The 15,517-nt window shown below is 65.0% G+C and carries 17 protein-coding genes; 4 read left to right on the top strand and 13 right to left on the bottom strand.

From position 1 onward, the window contains the following. Positions 1-475 precede the first annotated feature (475 nt). Together FHU31_RS18490 and FHU31_RS18485 are read left to right on the top strand one after the other, a co-directional pair. Entirely contained in the window at positions 476-880 is a 405-nt protein-coding gene (locus FHU31_RS18490; protein WP_167161301.1) for a GlcG/HbpS family heme-binding protein, read from the top strand. A gap of 168 nt (positions 881-1,048) precedes the next feature. Further along, positions 1,049-1,483, top strand: a complete 435-nt coding sequence (locus tag FHU31_RS18485) for a hypothetical protein (protein ID WP_167161298.1) — start codon at positions 1,049-1,051, stop codon at positions 1,481-1,483. Positions 1,484-1,574: 91 nt separating this feature from the next. Here FHU31_RS18485 and FHU31_RS18480 read toward each other — a convergent pair whose 3' ends face one another. The 5 genes from FHU31_RS18480 to FHU31_RS18460 form a co-directional block, all read right to left on the bottom strand. Next, a complete protein-coding gene (locus FHU31_RS18480) occupies positions 1,575-2,432 on the bottom strand; it encodes an enoyl-CoA hydratase (RefSeq protein WP_167161296.1) in 858 nt (285 codons plus the stop codon). A 117-nt stretch (positions 2,433-2,549) separates the two neighbouring features. After that, positions 2,550-3,125, bottom strand: a complete 576-nt coding sequence (locus FHU31_RS18475; RefSeq protein ID WP_208411104.1) for a twin-arginine translocation pathway signal — start codon at positions 3,123-3,125, stop codon at positions 2,550-2,552. Next, complete coding sequence (locus FHU31_RS18470) at positions 3,122-3,679, bottom strand: Rv1363c family protein (protein WP_208411103.1); 558 nt, start codon at positions 3,677-3,679, stop codon at positions 3,122-3,124. Before FHU31_RS18470 ends, FHU31_RS18475 begins: the two co-directional genes overlap by 4 nt. A gap of 160 nt (positions 3,680-3,839) precedes the next feature. Then, the gene (locus FHU31_RS18465; RefSeq protein ID WP_263988223.1) at positions 3,840-4,247 is read right to left on the bottom strand and encodes an Rv2576c family protein; all 408 of its coding nucleotides are present in this window, start codon (positions 4,245-4,247) and stop codon (positions 3,840-3,842) included. Between the two features lie 37 nt (positions 4,248-4,284). After that, positions 4,285-4,662, bottom strand: coding sequence for a hypothetical protein (locus FHU31_RS18460; RefSeq protein ID WP_167161294.1), 378 nt, complete (start codon positions 4,660-4,662; stop codon positions 4,285-4,287). Between the two features lie 131 nt (positions 4,663-4,793). Here FHU31_RS18460 and FHU31_RS18455 point away from each other — a divergent pair, with 131 nt between their 5' ends. Then, on the top strand, positions 4,794-5,321 hold the full coding sequence (locus FHU31_RS18455; protein WP_234901520.1) for an Rv2253/PknI dimerization domain-containing protein: 528 nt from the start codon (positions 4,794-4,796) through the stop codon (positions 5,319-5,321). A 24-nt stretch (positions 5,322-5,345) separates the two neighbouring features. Here FHU31_RS18455 and FHU31_RS18450 read toward each other — a convergent pair whose 3' ends face one another. From FHU31_RS18450 to FHU31_RS18415, 8 genes are read right to left on the bottom strand one after another with little or no spacing between them, the layout of a single operon-like run. Beyond that, on the bottom strand, positions 5,346-6,917 hold the full coding sequence (locus FHU31_RS18450; RefSeq protein WP_167161290.1) for an MCE family protein: 1,572 nt from the start codon (positions 6,915-6,917) through the stop codon (positions 5,346-5,348). Beyond that, complete coding sequence (locus FHU31_RS18445; RefSeq protein WP_167161288.1) at positions 6,917-8,185, bottom strand: MCE family protein; 1,269 nt, start codon at positions 8,183-8,185, stop codon at positions 6,917-6,919. The genes FHU31_RS18450 and FHU31_RS18445 overlap by 1 nt, the downstream gene beginning before the upstream one ends. Then, positions 8,182-9,654 (bottom strand): MCE family protein, encoded by a 1,473-nt coding sequence (locus tag FHU31_RS18440; protein ID WP_167161286.1) that lies wholly within the window; start codon positions 9,652-9,654, stop codon positions 8,182-8,184. Before FHU31_RS18440 ends, FHU31_RS18445 begins: the two co-directional genes overlap by 4 nt. Continuing rightward, positions 9,651-10,733, bottom strand: a complete 1,083-nt coding sequence (locus FHU31_RS18435) for an MCE family protein (protein ID WP_167161284.1) — start codon at positions 10,731-10,733, stop codon at positions 9,651-9,653. The genes FHU31_RS18440 and FHU31_RS18435 overlap by 4 nt, the downstream gene beginning before the upstream one ends. After that, on the bottom strand, positions 10,733-11,764 hold the full coding sequence (locus FHU31_RS18430) for an MCE family protein (protein ID WP_167161282.1): 1,032 nt from the start codon (positions 11,762-11,764) through the stop codon (positions 10,733-10,735). Before FHU31_RS18430 ends, FHU31_RS18435 begins: the two co-directional genes overlap by 1 nt. Continuing rightward, positions 11,761-12,948 carry an MCE family protein gene (locus FHU31_RS18425; protein WP_167161280.1) on the bottom strand — a complete coding sequence of 396 codons (1,188 nt, stop codon included), beginning with the start codon at positions 12,946-12,948 and terminating at the stop codon, positions 11,761-11,763. The genes FHU31_RS18430 and FHU31_RS18425 overlap by 4 nt, the downstream gene beginning before the upstream one ends. 11 nt (positions 12,949-12,959) lie before the next feature. Beyond that, positions 12,960-13,820: an ABC transporter permease gene (locus FHU31_RS18420; RefSeq protein WP_167161278.1), complete on the bottom strand. Its 861-nt coding sequence runs from the start codon at positions 13,818-13,820 to the stop codon at positions 12,960-12,962. Then, a complete protein-coding gene (locus FHU31_RS18415; RefSeq protein ID WP_234901561.1) occupies positions 13,817-14,542 on the bottom strand; it encodes an MlaE family ABC transporter permease in 726 nt (241 codons plus the stop codon). The genes FHU31_RS18420 and FHU31_RS18415 overlap by 4 nt, the downstream gene beginning before the upstream one ends. Before the next feature lie 297 nt (positions 14,543-14,839). Here FHU31_RS18415 and FHU31_RS31575 point away from each other — a divergent pair, with 297 nt between their 5' ends. After that, a complete protein-coding gene (locus tag FHU31_RS31575; protein WP_409371266.1) occupies positions 14,840-15,508 on the top strand; it encodes an alpha/beta fold hydrolase in 669 nt (222 codons plus the stop codon). Positions 15,509-15,517: the final 9 nt, after the last annotated feature.

Raw genomic sequence — 15,517 nt, 5'->3', positions numbered from 1 at the left:
ATGTTTCGGGATCGACGGACGCGCACGGCCCGAGACACCGGCGACGGCACGTCCAGCTACGCACAGCATCCCGATGAGTGGGTGCGCAGATCCCCTGCGGTGACCCGACACACGGACGACGACCAGCCTCCGGACTCCGGGACCGAGTTACCGACGGGTATCGGTCAGGTGGTCACCAGCTCCGATACTCGAACGGAATTCGCCACAACACGAGCCCCATGCGATTCTGCACGTGTACTCCGAAAGCCGACGGAACCATCCCCTCGGCGTCGGTGACAGGTCGCCCGGCCGGGTCGGCACTCACCCCCGAGATGCCGAGCGACACCGAGACGCCCGGCATCTCTCGCAACCGGGTGCCAGCTTGTCCAGTCGGTCCACGCCCATCCGGCTGTCGGTTTCCGTCTGCGCGCTTTGCGCCGCGGCAGCCGGGGCACACAATGGGTGCCACCATTCGCACCCACGAGGGAGAACCATTGTGCCGATTCCTGTTGCCCGGGCGTGGGAGATGGTCACCGCCGCCCATGACGAGGCGCGCCGCCGTGCGGTCCGCGTCTCCGTCGCAGTCGTCGACGCGGGCGGCAACCTGGTGGCGTTCGGACGGATGGACGGCGCGGAGATCGCCGGCCCCACGCTGGCGGTCGACAAGGCGTACACCGCCGTGGCGAACAGCACCGCGACCAGCGAACTGGCGGTGCTGGCAGCGCCCGGCGGCGAGCTCTTCGGCCTGCAGGCCAACGGGAACGGCCGGTTCGTGATCTTCGGTGGCGGCATTCCCGTCACCGACGGCCAGACGATCCTGGGCGGGATCGGGGTGAGCGGGGCCAGCATGGCGGACGACGTGGCGTGCGCCGAGGCAGGTGTGGCCGCGTTCGGCGGGTGAGGTTCGAATTCAGGGTCACGTGAGTAGGCGTGGCCACGACCCCGGCGCGCGGTGCCGTCTGTCCCGCTCACTGGACCTCAGGGCGGCCGGCGATGTCACCGGCTGCCAGAGTGTCGAGTGGTTGACCCCAGGGTGACCGTGGCACCGGGCCAGCGCGGAGAGGGTGACATGAAGCTACTGCTGCTGGGTCTCGCGGTCGTGTGTGGGTCGGTGGTGGGTGCGCCTCGCGCCGTTGGCGATACGCCGCATGGCAACTTCGAGTTACGCATCCACGGCCGCTACGACTTTCATACCTGGATCTGGGCACTATCGGGTTGCGATGGCGACTGTCTCCATGTCCAGGCGATTCCACAACCCAACGCGAAGGCCTTCCCTTATTCAGGTGATGCGCATCTGGTCGACGGCCGCTACACCCTTGTCGTCGATGTTCCGGACGGGTTGCGTTGCGGCAACGTCTATTACGGTCCGGTGGTACCCACCCGCGACGTCTATTCATGGGATGCGGTCACCCGCAGCGGAACACTGTCTTCGTCGTTCGCCGCCGGGTGTGACGGCGCACCGGGCGCAACGTTGACCTACCCGTTCGACCTCGCCCTGATGTGACGGCGGCTCAGACTCCACCTCGTGGTGGTGTGGCGCGCTGGTGCGCTTCGGTTTCCCGGCGGGAATCGCTGCCCGAGCCGCGCGTGCTTGGTCACTTGTGGCCGTTCGTCTGTGCGGCCATGGCTTTGGCATCCATTCCGCCGAGCGATCCGGTTCCCGTCTCGGCGTTGTGGGCGTGGGCGAAGTGGTGCAGGCCGAAGACGCTCTCCATGCCATTTCGCAGACCCATCTGGTCCTCGCACACGTTGACCGCCCTTTTTGTCAGCGCCAGACCAAAGGCAGGCATCTTCGCGATACGCCCGGCGAGATCCAGCGTTGTCGCCTCGAGCGCGTAACGGGCTACCACACGGTTGACCATGCCCACCTCGTAGGCGCGCTGAGCGGTGAAACGGTCTGCGGTGAACAGGATCTCTTTGGCGAACCGTGGGCCGAGCACCCAGGGATGGGCGAAATACTCGACGCCGGGGATACCCATCCGCACCACCGGGTCGGCGAAGAAGGCGTCTTCGGCGGCGACCACCAGGTCGCACACCCAGGTCAGCATCACGCCGCCGGCAATGCACGCGCCCTGCACCATTGCGATCATCGGCTTCGGTAACTCGCGCCAGCGGCGGCACATGCCGAGATAGACCTCCATCTCGCGGGCGTACCGCTGGTCACCACCGTGCTTGTCGACGTGGTCCCACCACAGCGCCGCCTTGTTGTCGTAGGACACGTGGTGGTCGCGGTCGGGGGTTCCGATGTCGTGCCCGGCGCTGAAGTGTTCGCCGCTCCCGGCGAGAACGATGACACTGATGGCAGCATCCTCGACGGCGCGTTGAAACGCAGCGTCCAGTGCGTAGGTCATGACGGAGTTCTGCGCGTTGCGGTAGCGGGGTCGGTTCATCGTCACCATGGCGACACGCCCTTTGACCTCATAGGTCACGACGTCGCCCTCGGATGTCGTCATATCAGCCCTTCGTCGCGCCCTCGTGCCCGTACCGGGAACCAAGGATGCGCAGGATCACTGCCCCGCCTCGAGCCGATTTCCGCTCACCGGGAGTCGGCCGGATCACAGACCCAGCTGTCACACCGGGTCGAATGACGAGATACGCCAGTTACCGTCGACTTTGGTGAGTCCGACCTTGACGCTGCTCGCGGTCTGCACCGGCGCCGGGTTGTCCCGACTGGTGGTGTTCTGGTTCAAGAACACCAGCACCTCGGCGGTGTCGGGATGCGCCGCGATGGTGGCGGCACGAACCACCGTTGCGCTGGCATGGACGTCCTTCTGCCTGGCGGCAGGTACCAGGATCTCGTCGGCGAACTTGCTGTAGTAGGTCAGGAAATCTCCGGCCAGATGGGTCCGCGCGTCGGCAATATCGCGGTCCAAACTGTCAGGCGCATAGGACAGCAATGCCACAGATCCCTGCTTCGCCGCGTCGACCGCTTGGGAGGCTGCGGCAGCGGTGTCACGGTCGTCCCGATGTGGGCCGAGATATGTCGTCGCTGCGGCACCGATGGAGCCGAGCAGAAAGCACACCACTGCCAGTGGGCGCCATCGTGCTGCCACCCCACGCACCAGTAGCCGAATCCTGTTGGTGGGCTGCACTTCTGGGCCGGTTCCTGCCGCAACGGGGAGCGCCGTATCGGTGGCAATACTCACGGGATGAACTCCACCTTCGCCAGTTTGATCTGTTGGCCTTCGTCAACCATGTCGACGCTGAGGCGCCAGTTTCTCGGTTGTTGGTTCGCTCCGGCAGAGTTACTGACGGTGGTGGCGGCGGTGACAAGAACTGTCGCGGAGTTCTCGGTCATCGAATCCACGGCCGCCACCTGCGCGGTGGCCTTCGTCACCGCCCTGGACGCCTCCGCCGTTTTGATGAAATCTTCTGCCTCGGCTTGGAAATCATCGCGGAACTGTCCGGTCGAATTGTCGATGATCTGGCGGACGTTGTCTTTGGCCTTGGCGCTGTCGATCGAGAGCAAGGTGATGACTGCTTGGGATGCGGCCGCGGTGAACTCGTCGCGGCGGTGTTCCTCCCGCTGGGCCACGCGGTGGCCCCACAGTAGGTAGCCGCCGGCCGCGAGCAACGCAACGCCCGTGAGGATCGCGGCGAGGGCCAACACCGTCGCCGATTTCGGCCGCCGCCGACGCTGGGCCGGCTGGACCGGCCGGCTGCGGGTCGCCGACTGCGCGGCGCGGCTGAGCAGCCGCATGAGGTGCCTCCAGGTACGAGTAGACCGTGTGTCCGATGTCGTCGACACCGCCGAGAATCCGAGGTGTGTGACTGCTGCCACACGTTAGCGCCGGCCCGTGCGGGGCTTCGGCCCGTTGTCCCGCCCAGCGGTCATCACCGGGCGTTCGCTCCGAAGGGGGTTACCAGTGTCGCAGTGAGCACAACGCGCCGCGAGCGCCTTGTGCACGAGCGACTTCCACGCCGTCGACGGACATCTGGCAGCGCAGAGTCTGCCCGGCCGGCGATGGCTGACCAGCCGTGGTGACGGTGACCATCGCCCATTGCGCGGGATCGGCCAACATGGCTTCGTGCACCCACGGTGTGTCCGGCCCGAGGCGGACATCGTCTCTGGGACTGAACTCATAGGGATTGTGGCTGTAGTCAGCCCACGTGGATGGGTCGACGTCGCGGTAGTAGATGCCGGCCGCCACGGGCTGGTCGGCGGTCACCGTGTAGACGACCCGATGCTGGGGCGGGTCATTGTCGGCCGACGCCGAACTGGCCACGCTCGCAGTGATCGCCACGCCCACGACCGCGCACTCAGCCACGCGGGCAGACCACTTGAACACGGCCGCACGGTTCATCTCAGGTGTCGCCACGAAGCCACCGGCTCGCGCCGTCGCTCGCCATACAGGTCAAGAAGAGCCCGTCCGGTGCCTGCGCAACGGTGTTCAGAGCGCCTTCGCACGACGAGTTCTCCTCCCGAATGCCCTTCAACGGCGGTGACCGGAAATAGCGGGGCTCATACCGACGCGGAGATCCGCAGAACACCAACCGCCCCCACGAGGTGGTGCCGAACACGTAGTGGGCCGTGTCGCCGCAGGGCGCCCCGAGTACGACGCCGCCGGTGATACCCGGTACGCAAGAGGGATCATTGCACTCGTCGGGGGCGGCGTTGGCTCCAGCCGGGATGACGAGTCCAGCAATGAAGAACGCTACCGCAGCTGCCGCCGATGACCGCATGGTCGACACCATGCCACCCCTTACACCGGCCGCCACCGCGTTGCCCGCTAGATGGGAGATGGACGGTCAGCGAGCGCCGGACGAGAGAGGGTGGAACGCGCCGCGGCACATCCACGCGGCGGGTCATGCGTATGAAGGAGCGGACCATGTGGCCGTCACGGACCTCAGTCGTTGCGAGCGTGCTGTCTGCCGCGGCGCTGAGCTGCCTACACCAGAACGTCGCCCAGGCTGCCCCGCAGTGGGGCCTCAATGGCACCTACGTCGCCACCTCCAATGGGGAGTGGGCGAAGACCAACGATATCTATCACGACGAGGCCAGCATCCGCAGCACCTGGTCGATCGCCACGACGTGCAGTTATCCCGGAGAGTGCACCGGCACCATCGACAGTGATTTTGGTTGGAGCGCAACGATTTATCAGAAGAGCGGTGTCTGGTACGTCAAGAAGATGGTGGAGAAGTGGCAGCCATGTCCCGACGGCAGCGCCGGACCGGGCCTTCAGGTGTTTCGTTTCTACGCGGCCACCGAGGACGGCAGTGGGATGGACCCGGCGTCGACCACTTTGCTGGGCGAGGACTCGACGACCGGCGTCAGCGGCTCGTGCGGTAGCAGCAAGGTCTTGTTCATCACCATGCCGTTCAAGTTGGTCAAGACCGGCTGAACGGACGCCCTCCGCGCGACGACGTCAGCTCGGAAACAGGTCCTTCCAGCTGCGTTCGCCGGTGTGCGGAACGAGGTCTGCCTGCCGGTACACCGCTCCGTCGGGTGTGGCGTACCGGCCGGTGCGTGGGTCATAGGTGGCGATCGCCACTGCCGGTCCCCCAGATCCGTTGGAGCTGAATCCACTTGGGGCTGCCGGTGTTACGCCGGGTGCTGGTGGCGCGTCCGGCGTGGCCGGGCCGGCGCTGGGCGGCGCCTGCGCAGGTGCCGGTGTTGCGGCCACCGGCGGAGGTGGGGTGCCCTCCAGCGGTCCGTAGATCATCGAGTCGCGATCGACGCGGGAATCCGGCCCGACGCCCTGCGCGAGCAGATTCGGGTCGATCGGGTAGGGCCCCAGGGCGTGCTGGCGCATGGCCAGGGGTTCATAGGGTTTGTCACTGTTGCAGATCTCCACAGTGGGCGCGCGTTTACCCGGATTACCCATGCACGGGTAGTTGCGGGCGCCGCGCACCCCTATGGGCGAATCTTGTGGGAGTTTGCAGTACAGGCCATCTGGAGTGTCGATGTCGCTGGTGTCTTCCGGCGACCGCCACGATGACGGAGGCAGGAAGCCCACGGTGCATGCGGGCGGGTCCCCGATGTTGAGGGTGAAGTCGCCCAACGACATTCCGGTCGGGTTGTTCTTCGGGGCACCGTAGGCCCGAGTGGAGGCGACCACGGGAGGTAACAGCACAAGTAGCTGCTCCAGGGAGGGATGATAGGTGACCGCGACTTGACCGATGCTGACCAGGTTGGCCAAGAGCAGCGGTAGCGTCGGCTTGACTTGGTTGAACAACCGAGATGCCTCGTCAGCCGCGCCGGGCCCGTCTTTGAGCAATATGCGAACTTGTGGGTCGTCATTGACCAGCGTCTCGCTGATGCCGGCGATGCTATGGGCCCAGGTGCGGATGGCCTCGACCGATTCTGCCTGCCCGCTCAGTAAGGGTCCGCTGTCGTCGATGAGTGTGTGGGTCTGATCGGCGGCGGCGTTGGCGTCCGCGATCAGCCGCGACGAGGAGTCCAGCAAGGACCCGATGTCAGAGCCGGAACCGTTGAAGCCCTTGAATGTTTCGTCGAGCAGTGGCCGAATCTTTTCTTTGGGGATACTGCCGATCAGAGCACTGACCTGATCGAGCATCGGTCCGACTGCTTGTGGGATCGACGCCTGAGGCGCCGGGATGACCGACCCGTCGCGCAGATAGGGGCCCGATTCGTGGCGTGGCTGCAGATCGACGTACTGCTCGCCGACTGCCGACACGCTCAGTACGGCAGCGTGCAGGTCAGCAGGGATCTGCGGTGCGGTCTGCAGCGACAGGGTGGCCTCTGCGCCATCGCGGGTGGGCCGCACCTCGGTGACCTTGCCGATCTGGACGCCTCGGTAGGTGACGTTGGAGAACTGGTAAAGTCCTCCGGTGGCCGGCAATTGAAGCGTCACTGTCATGCGCCCGACGCCCAGCAAGGTGGGAGCTTGCAGATACACCACGATCATCACCGCCATCCCGATGATCGAGGCGACGCTGAAGATGACCAGCTGGGTGCGGATCAGTCGGGTCAGCACTAGTTGCCCCCTTCGATTGGCGGCGAAGGCATTGGCGCCGGGATGGATGGCTGATCCGGCAGCGGTGTCGGCCCCGGCGCTGTGGCACCGGCCGGCATCGGGTCCTGGTCTGCTGGTGGGTCGACCAACGGAGGCATCGTCGCCACGGCGGTCGGCGCCGGTGTCAGCGGCATGTTGAGTGGATCCTTGGTGTAGTTCGCGTACCAGGGATCGCCCGGCGCGGGCACCAGCGGAGCGCCCTCTTGCCCCCACCGCGTACCGAGGAACAGGCCTCGCTTGAGCCGCGGAATCGTGAAGTCGAAAGTGATGAACTCATTGAGGTAATCACCGCGGATCCCCCGGTCGATGAAGTTCTGCGGGTACGGGTAGGCCGGTACGTATGCGAGATCGGCGGCCAGATTGGGACCGACGTCGGCCAGGGCTCGTACGGTTGGCTCAAGATTACGAAGGTTGGTCACCAGATCGTCCTGGGTGGCCTTGATCAGCTTGGTGGCCGTGTCGCTGAACTGACCGAACTTCTGCAGCGCGGTGGTGATGCGTGGCCGCTCGTTGACCAGTACGTCAAGCGCCGGCGGAATGCGTTGCAACGCTTGGCTGATGACATCGCTCTGTCCGGCCAGCGTGCCCGAAAGCCGGTTCAGCGCATCGATGGAGGCGTTGATGTCCTCGCGCTGATCGGCGAAGATGCCCACGACGTTGTCCAGTCGGGTGAGCAGGTCGCGGATCTTGTCTTGACGGCCGTCCAAGGCGGCGTTGAATTCGCTGACCAGTTCCCCGATCTTGCCCAAGCCGCCGCCGTTGACCAGTACCGACAGCGACGACAGGGTTTGTTCGGTCGACGGGTAGGTGGAGGTGTGGTTCAGACCCAGGGTGGCCCCTGGGGATAGCCGTCCGGTCGGCGGCTGCCCCGACGGCGGATCCAAGGCGATATGCATGGAACCCAGCAGGCTGGTCTGCCCCACGGTCGCCACCGCGTTGGCGGGGATCACGACGCCGGGCGTGACGGAGATCTCGACGTCGGCGTGCCAGTCGCGCACGGTCATGCGGGACACACTGCCGACACTGACATCACTGACCATGACCGGTGAGTTCGCCTCCAGGGTGCCGACATTGGCCAGCTCGAGGTGATAGACGGTCGCGTCCGGTCCGCGACCGACGGTGCCCGGCAGCGGCAGCGAATTGAGACCGTTGAAGGTGCAACCGGTCAGTGCCAGCGTCGAGAAGCAGCCGATCGCGATGAGACGGACCAGTGATCGGCCGGTGTTCATGGCGTGCCTCCTGTCCCCTGCGACGTGGCCGGCACACCGCCTTCGGCGGGTAGCAGCATGTTGCGCAAGGTGCGCGGTGACTGCTGCGGGGTTTCGTGCGGCGCGGCCACCCCGGCCGGGACCGGAGCACCGGGGAACAGCGCGGGCGACGGATTGGCCGGTAGACCGTCGGGCGCGTACGCCCCCGGTGCCCCCGGAGGCCCGTTCCACCCGGCAGGGGGCGGTACGTCGCCGGCCCCGGTGTAGGCCGACACGGCCGGGGGCGGTGACACCGGCTGGGGCCGGCCGCCGGAGCCGCCGGGTGCCAGATTGGGGTCGGTATACACCAGGTTCTCGGGGCTGGGTGCCTTACGCAGATAGGCGTTGAACGGCATGGGCAGGTAGTTGAAATTGATCAACGACAGCGCGGGACCGAGATACTGGGCGCACAATTTCGAGGTTTCGGCTGCCGTGGCGTTCTTGACCGCAGCGATCGCCGAACAGACGACGGAGACCGGGTCGGCGAAGTTGGACAGGGCGAATGCGCCCGCGGCAGTTCCGCTGTCGGGGTTGTAGATGTTGTATCCGTTCGCGATCGCATTGGGCGCAACATGCAGCACGTTCTCGAGTTTGAGCTTGTTGTCGACGAGATTCTGGGTGACGTTGTTGAGGCGTTGCAATTGTTCGGCGGTGACATCGCGACTGCCGGCGATGAATCGCCGGACGTCGCCGACTGCCGAGGCGAGATTCGTCAATGCCGCATCCAGGTCGGAGCGACTGCCGTCAACGACGCTGGTGACACTGGCCAGACGATGCTGGAATTGCACGATCTGGGTGTTGCTGTCGCGCAACGCGGTGACGAAGATCTGCAAGTTCTTGATGATGTCGACGATGTTGCCGCTGCCTTGGGCCAGGATGCGGCCCACCCCCGAAAGTTGACTGATCGCTTGGTGCAATTTGTCGCCGTTGCCGTCCATGGCGGCCGCAGCGCTGTCGATGAATCGACTCAAGGAGGTGGCCGAAGAGCCCCCGATCGGGCCCAGATCGGTGGCTAACCGCATCAGCTGGTCTTTGACCTGATCCCACTCGACGGGCACGGCAGTGCGATCGATCCCGATCTGCGCGCCGTCGGCCAGGACGGGTCCGCGATCCTCATAGGCCGGCGTCAGCTGGACATAGCGGGCGGCGACGAGGTTCTGCGCCATGATGATCGCCTTGGCGTCGGCGGGGACGGCCACACCACGGTCGATGGCCATGGTGAGTCTGGCCTGTCCGCCGGCGGGTTCGATATCGGTGATGGTGCCGACTTTGACGCCGGCCACGCGGACCTCGTCACCGGGATAGATCGCCGTGGCCGAGGTGAAGTCGGCCGTGATGGTGGTCGGGCCGAAGACACTGTTCCGCACGACGAGTGCCGCACCGGCCAAGCCCAACACCACCAACACGATCAGCGTGGTGCGGGTGATTCGTGCCTTGTGTCGCGCGATCATCGGCTGCCTCCGGGAATGCCGTTGTGCGGCCATGGGAATTCGGCCCGCGGTCCGGCGTTGTCCGGGGGTTGGCCCGCGTTTGTGCCGCGCCGGAATCCGAACGCGTAATCCAGGAAGGGCTGCAGAGTCTCCGATGGCAGCAGGTTACCGACATAGGAGTTGTAGTAGAACCCGTTGTTCACCGACTCACCTTGGGTGACTAGGTATTTGGCCAATCCCGCCAGCGCGGCGGCGATGTTGTCACGGTTCTTCTCCAGCATCGCGGTCACCGAATTCAGCTGCTGCAGCGTGGGAGCGAGTTCTTGCTCGTTGTCATGGACCAAGCCGGACAATTGCTGCGACAGTGCCGAGGTGTTGGCGAGCAGGTTGACGATGGCGTAACGGCGTTGGTCGAGCACCTGAGTCAGCGTGTTGGCATCGAGCAGCAGCGTGTTGACCTGTTGACTGCGCTGGGACAGGATGCCGGTGACATCGGCAGCGCCCTTGAGCAGCTTGGCCAGAGATTCGTTGCGGCCGTTGATTGTCTGCGACAGGCGGGTCAAACCGTCGAAGGTCGGACCCAGCTGCGGCGCCATCCTGTCGATGGTGTCCGAGAGGGTGTCCATTGAGTGGGTGAGCGCGCCGGTGTCGGTGGCGGCGGTGTTGCTGGTGAAGTCGCTGACAGCATCGGTCAGCGAATACGGCGACGAGGTATGCGTCAGCGGGATGGTGTCCGAGGCGTGCATGCTGTCCGCACCCGCAGGCTGCAATGCGAGCATGCGCGCGCCGAGCACCGTCCCGGTGCGGATATGCGCCGTGGTGTCGGTGCCCAGGCGCACCGTGCTGTCCAGCGTGAAGGTCACCAGCGCCTTGCCGTGGCTGAGGCTGACGTCGGTGACCGCGCCCTTGGTCACCCCTGACACCTTGACATCGTTGCCTGCGGTGAGCCCGCCGGCTTCGGCAAACAGTGCCTGGTATTTGATCGAGGTGGCCCACGACAACAAGGCCTGTGGCTGCAGTCCGACGGCGACGATCAGCACGATCAGCACGATGCCGATGAGCCCGCTGCGAACGAGTTGGGATCCGCGGTATTTCAACATCAGGGCTCCCCGCAACGGCCGGTGGTCTGCATGATCCAGGGGAAGTAGGCGGTCCGCCCTTGGAGATCGGTGACGCGGACGTTCATCCCGCACAAGTACTGATTGATGAAGCTGCCGTAGGAGCCCAGACGTACCAATTTGCGATAGTTCGCGGGCGCTTTCTGCAGCGACAGGTCGAGCCGGGCCTTGCCGTCGTCGCTAGCCAACAGCGGCGCCAGTCGCGTGAGCTGGTCCACGGTGCCCGACAACGGTGGGCGCGCCTGAGTCATCAGGTCGGCCAATGACGCGGTACCGGCGTCCAGAGCGGTGATGGCTTCACCGATGGGATCGCGTTGCTCGGCCAGACCGGTGATCAACTGTTGCAGGCGCTGCACTACGCCGGAGAACTGGTCACCGTCTTTCGCCACCGTGGCCATCACGGTGTGCAGGTTGTCGATCAGCTGTTGCACCGCCTGGCCGTTGTCGGCAAGGGTCTGGGTGAACGACGAGGTATGTGAGAGCAGCGATTCCACGGTGCCGCCCTGGCCCTGAAGGATCTGGATGAGCGAGTTGGTCAAGGCGTTGACGTTCTGGGCGTTGAGTCCCTGAATGACAGGTTTGAGCCCTCCCAGCAGCAGATCGAGATCGAGGGCCGGCTCGGTGCGCTCGCGGGGAATCTGCGAGCCCGGCGGTTGGGTCCGGGTCGACCCGGGGCTGTCGAGCAACTCGAGATAGCGGTTACCCACCAGATCCAGATAGCGCACGGCGACCTTGGTCGCGGTGGTCAGCACGACGTTGCGATCGGCGTCGAAACTCACCAGCACGGTGTTGTCGGGCTGGAGAGCCACGTCATCGACGGTTCCGATGCGGACTCCGGCAACGCGCACGGAGTCGCCGGCCCTGAGGCTGGAGGCATCGGTGAACACCGCCGTGTAGCCGTTGGTCGAGCCGGTGCGGAACTGGCCCATGATCACGAACAGTGCGCCGGTCAGCAGTGCCATCGTCACGCCGAACACACCGAACTTGATCGCGGTGCCGTAGCGGCCGGTCATCCGGGTTGTCCGATCTGGGCGGTGTTGCGGGGCGGACCGTCCAGGGGCCCGAACAACGCTTGTTTGAGTGCATCGGAGTTCAACAGGATCCCTTGATTCCCGTATTGAGCCGGGTTCGCATCGATATCGGTGACCACGAACGGAGGGCGCTGTCCGAAACCGACATTGGGCAAATCCATGCACTGCGGGCCACCGGTTGCCGCCACCTTCGGCAGGTTCTTCGGATAGCGGTAGCGTTCGGTCCCCAAGAGGAACGAATCGAGCAGCATGACCCCCGGCAACGGCTGGGGTGCGCCGAGAGCCAGAGGTTCGACGCCCTTGAGCGCACAGGTCAACGCCGGGTTGTACTGGTTCGTCAAGGTGGTGGTGGGTACCAGCAGGTGCATCACGTTGGTCAGCGATTCGCTGTTGGTGGCCACCACGTCATTGCCGATATCGGCCAGTCCGATCGCGCTGATCAGCAGGGCATCGAGATCGTCCCGGCGGTCCACGATCGTGTCGCTGAGCTGCGTGGCGTTGCGCAGGGTGCTCGTCAGATCGGGTGCCGCATCGGCGTACGCGCCGAGCACGCTTGGCATGACGGCGATCTCGTGGCTCAGTGTGGGCAGGCTTGGATCGATCTTGACCAACAGGGCGCCAAGGTCGGCCATGGTCTGTCCGAGCTTGTCCCCGCGCCCGTCGAAGGCTTGCGCCAGCGCCCCGAGTGTTTCGTTGAGCTTTTCGGGCTGAATCTGGGCCAGCACCGTCACCAATTGTTCGAACACCGTGTTGATCTCCACGGTTACGTGCCGGGCGTCGAGGACTTGACCCGCATACATCGTGTCCCGCGAGGGCGTCTTCGGCGGAACCAGGTCGACGAACTTCGCGCCGAACACCGTGCTGGACGCGATCTGAGCAAACGTATTGGCCGGAATGAGGGACAGATCGGCGGGATTCATCGCCAGCCGGATCGCGGCCTGCCCGTCGGGTAGCGAGTCGATCGAAACGACCTTGCCGACCTGGGCTCCGTGCAGCTTGACCTTGGCCTCGGGATTGAGGACCAGGCCGGCCCGGGGCGAGATCACCGTGACCGACACCGTCGTGGCGGCCCCGCCTCGGAACAACACGACAGCACCGGCGATGACCGCAGTGACCACCGCCACGGCGACAGAGCCTGTCAAGAGTCGAACAGTGCCACGCGACATCACATGCCCTGCTAACCGGAGAGGTTGAAGTTGCCGTTGGAACCGTAGACAGCCAACGAGGTGAGCAGCGTGATGGAGACGACGACGATCAAGGAGGTGCGCACCGCATTGCCCACTGCCACACCGACACCCGCCGGACCACCGGTGGCAAAGAACCCGTAGTAGGTGTGGATGAGCAGGATCGCCAAGGCCATCAGGATCGCCTGCAGGAAAGACCACAACAGATCGATCGGATTGAGGAAGGTGTTGAAGTAGTGGTCGTAGAGGCCGCCGGACTGCCCGAGCAGCACCACCGTGGTGAACTGGCTGGCGACGAAGGACAGGATGACCGCGATCGAATACAGCGGCGTGATGGCGATCATGCCGGCGACGATGCGCGTGCTCACCAGGTACTCGACCCCACGGATGCCCATCGACTCCAGGGCGTCGATCTCCTCGTTGATCCGCATGGCGCCCAGCTGCGCCGTGACACCGGCGCCGAACGTGGCGGCCAGCCCGATACCCGCCACGATGGGGGCGGAGATCCGAACGTTGATGAACGCCGCGAGGAACCCGGTGAGCGCCTCGATGCCGATATTTCCCAGCGAGCTGTAACCCTGGATCGCCAGGACGCCGCCGGTCGCCAGGGTCAGGAAGCCGACGATGACCACGGTGCCGCCGATCATTGCCAAAGTGCCTGCACCCATGCTGATCTCAGCGATCAACCGGATCACTTCGTGGCGGTAGTGCGCGGCGGCGTAGGGCACGGCCGCCAGCGCCCTGCCATAGAAGAGCACATGGTCACCGATGCCACCCACCACCGCCACAGGTCGCCGTGCCGTCCGGAACACACGTGAGTAGGTCGCTTGAAGAGTCACCGTTGATCCTGTCATCGCGTGGTCATTTGGATACCGATGGCGGTGACCACCACGTTGACCACGAACAGCGCCATGAAGGCATAGACCACCGTCTCGTTGACCGCGTTGCCGACGGCCTTGGCGCCACCACCGCTGATGGTCAGCCCACGGTAGCAGGCGATCAGACCGGCGATCAGACCGAACAGGCCGGCCTTCACACAGGAGATGATGACCTCGGGCACCCCGGTGAGCAGCGTGATACCGGCCGCGAACGCACCCGGATTGACGTCCTGGACGAAAACCGAGAAGAAATAGCCGCCGAGGATACCGATGATCACCACCAGACTGTTGAGCAACAGCGCCACCAAACCCGAGGCCAGCATCCGTGGCGTCACCAGACGCTGCACCGGGTTGATACCCAGCACCTCCATCGCGTCGATCTCCTCCCGGATGGTGCGCGACCCCAGATCCGCACACATCGCGGTAGCCCCCGCACCGGCCACGATCAACACCGTGACCATCGGACCCACCTGAGTCACCGCCCCGAAAGCCGCACCCGCACCGGACAAATCCGCCGCACCGAGCTCGCGCAACAAGATGTTGAGCGTGAAGCTCACCAGCACAGTGAACGGAATCGCCACCAACAACGTCGGCCCCAGCGCCACCCGCGCGACAAACCACGATTGATCGAGAAGCTCGCGCCACTGAAACGGTCCACGTACCACGTACTTGACGGCGTCCACGGACATGGCGAACATCCCGCCCACCGCCTGTAGCGGTGCTGCGAGCTGTCGTTGCGCCACCAGTCGCTCCGTTCCCGACGTTCGATCCACGGATCTTGTGACCCGGGACACTCTCGACGGGGAACCTTCGCACCTGACGACACCATCACGCATGTCTTGTCCCGCCCATCGGGATGCCGAAGTGGCGACCGTCGCCGGCGCGGGCTCTCACCGGTCAGCGGAACATCCCCTTGCCCTTACCCAACGAGGTGGTGAAGCTGGCCTGGACAGGGCAGGGCTAACGAGGGAGGGTGCGTGTCCGATTCAGTTGCGGTGGCCGACCAGGCCGAATTGGCCGCGGATCTGCGCGAAATCGACACCGCTGCAGGAACTCTGCGCCATTACGATGTCGGCGACGGACCGCCGGTTCTGTTTCTTCACGGATCCGGGCCCGGAGTGACCGGCTGGCGCAACTTCCGCGGCGTTCTGCCGGCATTCGCTCGATACCATCGCTGCCTCGTGCTCGAGTTCCCGGGGTTCGGAGTCTCCGATGATTGGGGTGGTCACCCGATGGTCACCGCCCAGGGCGCCGTCGTCCCCTTTCTCGACGCGCTCGGTATCGATCGCATCGACATCATCGGTAACTCGATCTCATCGACATCGCCCTGGAAATCAAACGCGAGCAGGAAGCCCAGCCGGCCGAGGCCTGACGCCAACGGCCGCGGGCTCACCGGCGAAATCTCACGACGCGGATCGCCGGCGTGCGAATACTGCTTTCCGCCAGAGATAACGCGGCAGCCCGGTCGTGGGCACGCGCCGCGGCCAGGCATCGGCACGGTAGTACGCATCCGTGCCGCCATCCACGACGATCACACTGCCGCAGATGAAGTCGGCGGCATCGGACAGCATGAACGCCATCCAGGCGCCTTAGCCTCGATCCACCGACTGACCTGGTGTAATTCGAGTGTCGGAATGAGGAAAGTGCCCTCTGAGCTGGGATGATTGGTGTTC

Source organism: Mycolicibacterium fluoranthenivorans, from assembly GCF_011758805.1.
GTDB lineage: Bacteria > Actinomycetota > Actinomycetes > Mycobacteriales > Mycobacteriaceae > Mycobacterium > Mycobacterium fluoranthenivorans.
This window is presented reverse-complemented; position numbering and strand designations above follow the sequence as displayed.

What these genes read in the sequence shown, in the direction of transcription:
- FHU31_RS18485 (WP_167161298.1), top strand. Translation starts at nt 1,049, where the DNA reads ATGAAGCTACTGCTGCTGGGTCTCGCGGTCGTGTGTGGGTCGGTGGTG.
- FHU31_RS18480 (WP_167161296.1), bottom strand. Translation starts at nt 2,432, where the DNA reads ATGACGACATCCGAGGGCGACGTCGTGACCTATGAGGTCAAAGGGCGT.
- FHU31_RS18470 (WP_208411103.1), bottom strand. Translation starts at nt 3,679, where the DNA reads ATGCGGCTGCTCAGCCGCGCCGCGCAGTCGGCGACCCGCAGCCGGCCG.
- FHU31_RS18460 (WP_167161294.1), bottom strand. Translation starts at nt 4,662, where the DNA reads ATGCGGTCATCGGCGGCAGCTGCGGTAGCGTTCTTCATTGCTGGACTC.
- FHU31_RS18455 (WP_234901520.1), top strand. Translation starts at nt 4,794, where the DNA reads ATGAAGGAGCGGACCATGTGGCCGTCACGGACCTCAGTCGTTGCGAGC.
- FHU31_RS18445 (WP_167161288.1), bottom strand. Translation starts at nt 8,185, where the DNA reads ATGAACACCGGCCGATCACTGGTCCGTCTCATCGCGATCGGCTGCTTC.
- FHU31_RS18440 (WP_167161286.1), bottom strand. Translation starts at nt 9,654, where the DNA reads ATGATCGCGCGACACAAGGCACGAATCACCCGCACCACGCTGATCGTG.
- FHU31_RS18435 (WP_167161284.1), bottom strand. Translation starts at nt 10,733, where the DNA reads ATGTTGAAATACCGCGGATCCCAACTCGTTCGCAGCGGGCTCATCGGC.
- FHU31_RS18430 (WP_167161282.1), bottom strand. Translation starts at nt 11,764, where the DNA reads ATGACCGGCCGCTACGGCACCGCGATCAAGTTCGGTGTGTTCGGCGTG.
- FHU31_RS18425 (WP_167161280.1), bottom strand. Translation starts at nt 12,948, where the DNA reads ATGTCGCGTGGCACTGTTCGACTCTTGACAGGCTCTGTCGCCGTGGCG.
- FHU31_RS18420 (WP_167161278.1), bottom strand. Translation starts at nt 13,820, where the DNA reads ATGACAGGATCAACGGTGACTCTTCAAGCGACCTACTCACGTGTGTTC.
- FHU31_RS18415 (WP_234901561.1), bottom strand. Translation starts at nt 14,542, where the DNA reads ATGTTCGCCATGTCCGTGGACGCCGTCAAGTACGTGGTACGTGGACCG.